The 7,801-nt window shown below is 51.8% G+C and carries 6 protein-coding genes; 3 read left to right on the top strand and 3 right to left on the bottom strand.

Annotated elements, in window-relative coordinates; genetic code table 11:
• Positions 1 to 271: 271 nt before the first annotated feature.
• From P1P89_21215 to P1P89_21205, 3 genes are all read right to left on the bottom strand, one after another.
• On the bottom strand, positions 272 to 2,959 hold the full coding sequence (locus P1P89_21215; GenBank protein ID MDF1594036.1) for a type I restriction-modification enzyme R subunit C-terminal domain-containing protein: 2,688 nt from the start codon (positions 2,957 to 2,959) through the stop codon (positions 272 to 274).
• Positions 2,960 to 3,008: 49 nt separating this feature from the next.
• On the bottom strand, positions 3,009 to 4,340 hold the full coding sequence (locus P1P89_21210) for a nicotinate phosphoribosyltransferase (GenBank protein ID MDF1594035.1): 1,332 nt from the start codon (positions 4,338 to 4,340) through the stop codon (positions 3,009 to 3,011).
• Positions 4,341 to 4,424: 84 nt separating this feature from the next.
• Positions 4,425 to 4,946, bottom strand: coding sequence for a cysteine hydrolase (locus P1P89_21205; GenBank protein ID MDF1594034.1), 522 nt, complete (start codon positions 4,944 to 4,946; stop codon positions 4,425 to 4,427).
• A 106-nt stretch (positions 4,947 to 5,052) separates the two neighbouring features.
• Here P1P89_21205 and P1P89_21200 point away from each other — a divergent pair, with 106 nt between their 5' ends.
• Genes P1P89_21200 through P1P89_21190 form a run of 3 tightly spaced genes read left to right on the top strand, consistent with a single transcriptional unit; the run spans position 5,053 to position 7,614 of the window.
• A complete protein-coding gene (locus tag P1P89_21200) occupies positions 5,053 to 6,009 on the top strand; it encodes a metal ABC transporter substrate-binding protein (GenBank protein ID MDF1594033.1) in 957 nt (318 codons plus the stop codon).
• On the top strand, positions 6,006 to 6,818 hold the full coding sequence (locus P1P89_21195; GenBank protein MDF1594032.1) for a metal ABC transporter ATP-binding protein: 813 nt from the start codon (positions 6,006 to 6,008) through the stop codon (positions 6,816 to 6,818). Before P1P89_21200 ends, P1P89_21195 begins: the two co-directional genes overlap by 4 nt.
• Complete coding sequence (locus P1P89_21190) at positions 6,808 to 7,614, top strand: metal ABC transporter permease (GenBank protein ID MDF1594031.1); 807 nt, start codon at positions 6,808 to 6,810, stop codon at positions 7,612 to 7,614. Before P1P89_21195 ends, P1P89_21190 begins: the two co-directional genes overlap by 11 nt.
• The last annotated feature ends 187 nt before the right edge of the window (positions 7,615 to 7,801 follow it).

The raw sequence follows: 7,801 nt of genomic DNA, 5'->3' as shown, positions 1-7,801 counted from the left end.
CTGACTCAACAACATCCTCCTCCAATGAAAAACGGACCCTAACCCCCCTGTGTCAAGTGTGGGTAAAGCTCAGCTTTAAAAAGGGGGACTTTAATGGGGCAATTTCTTCAAAATTTTTTGCCCTAGCTACAATCGAAGGTTAAATACGTCAAGCGCCAAATTTCCTACAACTCACCGAAAAAACTGCACCCCCTTTGAAAAAGGGGGATGGGGGGATTTTGAGTGAAGGCAAACCCCAAAAATATGCCCAGGCAGTTATGAATCCGATCGCTCATGCGGCAACCGCATAATTGATCTCCGCAATCAGGGCTTCCAGATCAGCGCCAAAAACCTTGCGGGCCTTACCGGCGCCGCCCTGCCTTTCAAAAACCGGCACATCATCAAAGTCTTCCAGTTCAATGGTCAGGTTTGCAATCAGGTGCTCTCGGATATACCCCAGCCATTGCTGCTGCTCGTCATTAAAATGCCTGCCCGCCATAACCTTTTGCAGCGCCCGGCCCACTCTTTCAGGGGCAGTGTAAAGCGGCGACTCTTTGACCGCACCGTGCTTGACCATGGAAATAATATCCACCAGGGACTTTCTATACACCAGCTTATGCGCTTTTTGCAGTTCTTTTTCCGGAAAATTGTTGCGCTTCAGCTTTTCCCGCAGTTCGTTGAGCGCCTCGGTCCGCCAGGCCCGGGGTCGTTGCAGCAAAATCCGGATCGCTTCAATCTGCTCGTGGTTTTCCCGGACAAAACGCGTAAAGGCATCCAGATAGTCCTCCGGTTTTTGATAGTCGCTGCCGGCATGAATCATGACTTCGGAAGACACCTCGTCTTCGGTTTCATATCCTACGATAAAGGTGCGTTTCGCCCGCGGGTAATTGATCAGCAGATTCTGAAACTTTTTATCCCGCAGGAGATTCAGCGTGTGGGTGAAATCGTCCCGGATCAGCTTTGGCAGGTTTGCGGCAAATTTCCTGATATCGCCGTCCGGGATAAATGCTGAAAATTGCTCACGAGCCTCGCCACTCATATTGCGTTCGATCCGCCGCAGACGTTTTACCAGCACGCTGATAAAATAGCGGCGGTCCACATTTTGATAAATATTCTCGATGACCTGCTCAAGGGGGATGGGTTCTTTTTGCGGCAGTTCAACTTTAAAATCCGTAGTGTCTTTAAAATACTCGATCAGGGTCCCGTCAAAACAGTCGAAAATGGTAAAATGGGTTTTATAGATATCCGGACAGCGCCGGGTGCCACGGCCCAGCATCTGCACCCACAGAATTCGCGATTTTACCGGGCGCAGAAAAACAATGAATTCAAGGCTGGGAATATCCACGCCGGTGGACAGCATGTCCACGGTAACCGCCACCTTGGGCGTCGGACGGTTGCGAAACTCGCGAATCTTCTGCAAGGGGCGGTCCACGCTGGGGCTGCCGGTAATTTTCTGGACAAAGTTATCACCCTGACCGAATTCATCGCGGCAGATCGTAACGATCTGATCGCAATGGGAAGTATGCGGCAGATCGTTCACGGCAAATATCAGTGTTTTGGGGAAGCGACCGGTTTCCTGCTGGTGTTTATAGGCATATTTGGCAACCTCCTTGATGATCTTACGATTGCTCTCCGGCGCAGTGACTTTTTGCTCAATCTCCTGGGTGGGAAATTCGCGCTCATCCTCCAACTGGTCATAGGTTTCCTCGCCGGTCCGGGTATCGATCACCCCCACCTGTTCCCCCGGCTTCAGAAAAATGCCTTTCATGCGCACATTCGATTTTATTTTTACGGCATCGTAATCCACCAGATAGCCTTCCTGGATGGCCTCTTCAGTGGTATAGCGATAAACGACCTCTTTAAACAGCGCCAAGGTATGTGCAGCCGGTGTGGCGGTCAGTCCGATTTTAATCGCATCAAAATAATCCATCAGCCGGCGCCAGACGGCAGTATCGCTGGCCGTATACCCGCGGTGGCATTCGTCGGCAATAATGACATCAAACGCATGAATCGGTATGTCCAGCATTTCCGTATCGGCCTCATAATCCGGGTCGTCCTGACCTTGGGAAAAAGCATTTTCCCAGCCGAAAAGATTGATCGTCATGCGTTGGATGGTTGAAACATAGACAAACGTATGGGTCGCATTGGGAGCAGTCAGATATTCATTGGGAAGCACCTTGGGGTCAAAGGGTGTGTCATCTCCGAAATCGTCCTTGTGAAAGCGCTGGCTGTAAACCTCGTATTCCCGACTGAGCTTGTTTCCCGAAGGTGTCGTAAACGCTGCAAATTCACGTACCGCCTGTGCGGCCAGCGCCCGACGGTCTACCAGAAACAAAATCCTGCGGGCGGCCTTGGCCTTTAAAAGATGATAAATCAGGGAAACCGTGGTAAACGTCTTGCCGGTCCCGGTTGCCATGGCAATGAGCATGGCCCGCTTGCCTTTAATGATGGCCGATTCGATCTTACCAATGGCTTTACGCTGGAAATCGTGCAGCCGTTCAATATCGACGGGATTGGATTGCAGCCATTCCAATCCTTTGGCGGCGTCGCTTTCAAAAAACTCGGCCAGTGCATCCGGCGTGTGAAAATTTGATATTCGGCGGGATATGTTCTTCGTGTTACGGGCATCGAGATGCCATATGATTTCGCCATTGGAGGCATAAAGAAACGGAACCCGGTAGCCGTTCCAATTGCCCGGCCCGCTGAAGGCCCCTTTGGCATACCGCTTGGCCTGTTCCAGAACGTTCTGCGGCCCCACCGTTACCTTTTTGGCTTCCAGGATGCCGAGCAGCTTACCCTTAACAAAGAAAGCATAGTCCGCAGGTCCATTCGCCGTGGGGTACTCTTCCACGGCATGATGTGCAAAGGATTTAATATCGAGACCTTCAGAATATTTGACAATTTTCCAGGCGGGCTTGAGGGTGCTAAGCTTTTTATTGATCCGATCACGTCGGGTTTGCCATTCGAGTTCATCGACCATAATCATATCCCCTGAAAATAGTATCAACTCGCAGTTTTTTGGGGCAAACTTATAAATCTTCCTGCATCTTCTGTAGCCGCTGGCTTAAATGCACCGGATAGATGTTATGCGCCTTGACGGACTTGATATCCTCCGGAAGGCGGGAGAATTCCATTTTGAATTTTTCCCGGATGGCCGAAAGCGGCGGGTGGGATTTTACAGTTTTGCCGTTCTCCATCACTTTTTCAAGCAAAGGCGCAGCGCCCTCGATCCGGTCGTCCCGAAGGCCGATGACATCTTCCTGAAAGCGCCCGTCCGGACCCAGCTTTCTGAAAACCTGCTTTGCCCCGGCCAGGGTGGCTTTGCCGGGGCTTAATTTGCGGACATCGCGGCCGTTGAACCGGACCATTTTATAAATTACATTCAAATAGGGGGCGTCGGCCGAAACCCCGACTTTTGTCCCCACGCCGAATGCATCGATCCGGGCGCCCTGGAGAATCGTCTGGGCGATCTTATATTCATCAAAGCCGCCGCTGGCAAAAATTTTCACTTCGGCGAGTCCGGCCGCATCAAAGATGCGGCGAACCCTGCAGCTTAAATCCACCATGTCGCCGCTGTCGATGCGAACGCCGATGATTGCTTTTCCCTCCTGCTTCATCTCCGTAGCAACGGTTGCGGCACGCCTGGCGCCTTCCAGGGTATCAAATGTATCGATTAAAAAAATGGAAGTGTCCGGAAACGTCCGGGAATAAGCCCGGAAGGCTTCCTCCTCGCTGTTAAAAGCGGTAACGTAGGAATGCGCCATGGTGCCGGATACCGGAATACCGTAAATTTTCCCGGCCAGCACATTGCTGGTCGCCTCAAAACCGGTCATAAACGTGCTGCGCGCCACCATCAGCCCGGCATCCTGCTCCTGGGTCCGGCGCAGTGAAAAATCGATCAGGGGCCGGCCTTGAGCCGCATGAATGCATCGGGCCGACTTGGACGCGATCATACTCGCAAAGCCGATTTTATTCAGCAGAAAGGTCTCCAGCAGCTGGGCCTCGATAATGGGGGCCGTGATTTCCAGAACCGGTTCGCCGGGGAAAAAAACCGTTCCTTCCGGCATGGCATGAACTTCCCCTGAAAACCGCAGGCCGGACAGGAATGAAATAAAATTGTCTTTAAACTGACCGGTGCTTTCAAGGTAAGCGAGTTCCTCATCGGAAAAGGAAAACGCCTCCAGTTCTTTCAATACATCTTCAAGGCCGGCGGCCACAAAATAATTTCGCCGGGGGGGATAGTTTCTGACAAAGAGGGAAAACGTGGCTGCGCCGGAAATTTGATGCCCATGGTAGCTGGCAGCCATTGTCAATTCATAGAGGTCCGTAAAAAGCGGGCCGATTCTTTTCTTTGCTGTCATGATTGAACCTTTGCTGGATATATCCGTCAGTTTCAACGGGGAAATACATTTAGTCGGAAAGGGGCGTTTGGCAAAGGTCTCCCGTTAAGAAACTTCGGCCCCGTAAAGCTTTTCCATTCTTTTTAAAGAGAACCGGTGGGCCTCGGAATCAAAATCCGCCACCCCCTTTATGGGTACCGATATCGCATAATCGCGATTGGCCAACCCCCCCACCGTATCCATCACACAGATGGAGGTACAGACGCCCACCACTTCAGCCGCTGCTATGCCGGCCTCAACCAGAATGTTTTCGAGATCGGTCCCGTAAAACCCGCTGAACCGTTTTTTAGGGACCACTTTTTCTCCCGGCATAGGGGTGAGCGCTTTAATGATCTGGCTGCCCCAAGTGCCGCTTACGCAGTGTTCCGGAAATTTTTCAAATTCTTTGTCGTTGCGATCATGGGCGTCCTGCAGGTAAATGACAAGATCCTTGCGCTTTCTATATGCGTCGAGCCGCTGCCCGATAAAGGGAACAATTTCACGGGCGGTTTCGCCGCAATACAGCGCCCCTTTTTCATCCACAAAATCGTTTAACATGTCCACAACAATTAAGGCCTTTGACGGCATCGGCAGTCTCCTTTTGGGCTGTACCTTTATTTTTGCCTATGGTATTATTCAACCCTGAGTAATTCAAGTAAATTTTTAGCTGCATACAAAAAGGAGCGTTTATTTTGTGAAGCCCAAACGATTCAAGGGGTCGGTTTTTGCCACTCTGTTTTTCTTTATCGCCCTTTTTTCTCCGGCGCTAATCCTGGCGGAAAAGGTTCCTGTTGTTGCCAGTATTTTTCCGGTTGCCGATATGATTCAACAGGTCGGCAGCCCCTATGTTGATGTGACTTTCATTATTCCGGCCGGCGCCAGTCCCCATACGTTTGAACCCAAGCCCAGTCAGATTAAAAAAATCGCGGCAGCCAGGGTTTTCTTCATGATCGGCGCAGGCCTGGAAATATGGGCTGAGAAATTTATGGCTGCTGCCGGTAAAGACCTCCTAACGGTCACACTTTCGGATGGCGTAGATTTAATTCGTTCCACCGAAGCAGCCCATGAACATGACGCGGATCAACCCGGATCGAATATGCGGCAAACAAAACCGGATCACACCGACAGCGGCGCAGTTATCGCCAACCCGCATATATGGTTGGACCCGGTTATCGCTCAATCGATGGTCACCCGAATTGTGGCGGTTTTATGCAGCGTTGACGAAAATCATGCAGACCACTACCGCCGGCAGGGGGAAGTCTACTTAAAAAGCCTGGTAAAACTGGACCAGGATATCCGCTTGGCGGTATCGGGATTCGCTTTAAAAAAATACGTTGCCTTTCATGCCGCCTGGGATTATTTTGCAAGGCATTACGGTCTTGAGCCGGTGGGGATCATTGAAACCGCTCCCGGCAGAAACCCAACCCCCAAGCGGATAAAACAAATCATCGCCGATATCAAAAAATACAACCTCCGCGCGGTATTTGTCGAACCCCAGCTAAACCCAAAAGTGGCGGTGGTGATCGCCAAAGAGGCCAACGTCCATGTGTTGCTGCTGGATCCCATGGGGGCGCCGACCATCAAGGGGCGCCGGTCGTACCTGGAATTGATGCGGTATAATTTAGACGTCTTAAAGGAGGCCATGCAATGAACCGGCCGTCGCCGCTCCAGCGGCAAGACAAAGCGGCCATCGTGGAATTAAACGATGTCTGGGTCCGCTATAATGAAAAATGGGTCTTAAAGGCCATCTATTTGTCATGTTATCCCGGAGAAATTTTGGGCATCGTGGGACCAAACGGCAGCGGCAAGACCACCCTGCTCAACGCCATTCTGGGACTGATCCGCCCGGAAAAAGGGACCGTAAGGTTGTTTGGCAGCGATCCCGACAAGCACAGCCGCCGGGAAGTGGGGTATCTCCCCCAAATATCCCGTGCCGACCGCTCTTTTCCGGTAACGGTTCTGGATGTTGTCCTCATGGGGCTCTACAGCCGCCTGGGATTGTTTCGCCGTCCCGATCGAAAGAGTATCCAAGCCGCCATGGCGTTGCTCGACCAGGTAAACATGGCGGACCAGGCCCATCATTCCTTTGGCATACTCTCCGGCGGTCAGCAGCAGCGCGTTCAAATTGCCCGGGCCCTGGCATCTCAGCCCAAGCTTTTAATTTTAGACGAACCGGCCACTGGGATCGACAGCGTTGCCCAGGAAGACTTTTATGAGCTGCTGGCAAAATTCAGAGATGAACAAGCGATTTCGGCGATCATGGTCTCCCACGATATCGGCGTGATTACCTCACATGCCGACCATGTGGCCTGCCTGAACAGAGAAATTCATTATCACGGCGAACCGGAATTTTGTCTTTCGCCGGAAATTCAGCGAAAGGTATTCGGCGACAACATGAAAGTGATGGTGCATGATCCCGCCTGCGTTTCCTGTTCACAGAGGCATCGCGATGATTCCTGAATTATTCAAGCTGACCTTCATGCAGCATGCTTTTCTGGCCGGCGCCATGCTCAGCGTTGTTCTGGCCGTTGTTTCTTTTTTTGTTGTCCTGCGACGCCTGTCTTTTATCGGAGTAGGTGTCGCCCACTCGGCCTTCGGCGGTGTTGCACTGGGCGCATTGCTCGGCGTCTCCCCCACCCTCACTGCCGTTGCCTTTGCAGTGGCTGTTGCCAATGCCATCGGCTATATCAGCAGTCGCGGAAAACTGAGCACCGACACGGCCATCGGTATATTTTTTTCACTGGCCATGGCCCTGGGTGTTATTTTTATCGGATTGTCCAAAGAGTACAATATCGATCTTTTCGGATATCTTTTTGGGAATATACTGGCCATTACCCGTCAGGATCTGATTTCCATCGCCATCCTGGGCGGATTGGTCCTTGTTTCGACATTCCTGCTGTTTAAGGAATTGCTCTTCGTTGCCTTTGACAGGGAAGTCGCCCTTGTCAGCGGGATGTCCGTAACGTTTCTGGACCATTTCCTGCTGACAATCCTGGCCCTTTCAGTGGTCATCAGCATCAAAATCGTTGGGATCGTCCTGGTGTCCGCGTTGCTGGTCATCCCCGGCGCCGCCGCGCTGCAGCTTACGAACCACTATCCCCTGATGATCGCGGCATCCATTGCCGTCGCGCTGACAGCCACCATCGGCGGGCTGTTTATTTCTTATTATGCTGATATCGCTTCCGGGGCAACCATCGTCACCCTGGCATCCATCCTTTTTTTTGGGGCATTTTTGATCGGGCGGATTCGAAAATGAGCAGCATGCGACCGGAAAGAGCATACGATGGGACCAGGTTTCAGGGGTCGGGGTTCAGGCGCTTGTTTTCGCAACACTTCCCGACCCCTGAGCCGCAACCCCTGAAATATAAATAAAGTGGGTATGCACTTTACTCAACCGACCACATGGTGTAGTATGCGGTTATGGAGGAGCCAAGACACCCTGT

The organism is Desulfobacterales bacterium (genome assembly GCA_029211065.1).
In the GTDB taxonomy this organism is placed as follows: Bacteria; Desulfobacterota; Desulfobacteria; order Desulfobacterales; family JARGFK01; genus JARGFK01.
Note: the sequence above shows the minus strand (reverse complement) of the source record. Positions and strands in the feature narration are given on the sequence as shown.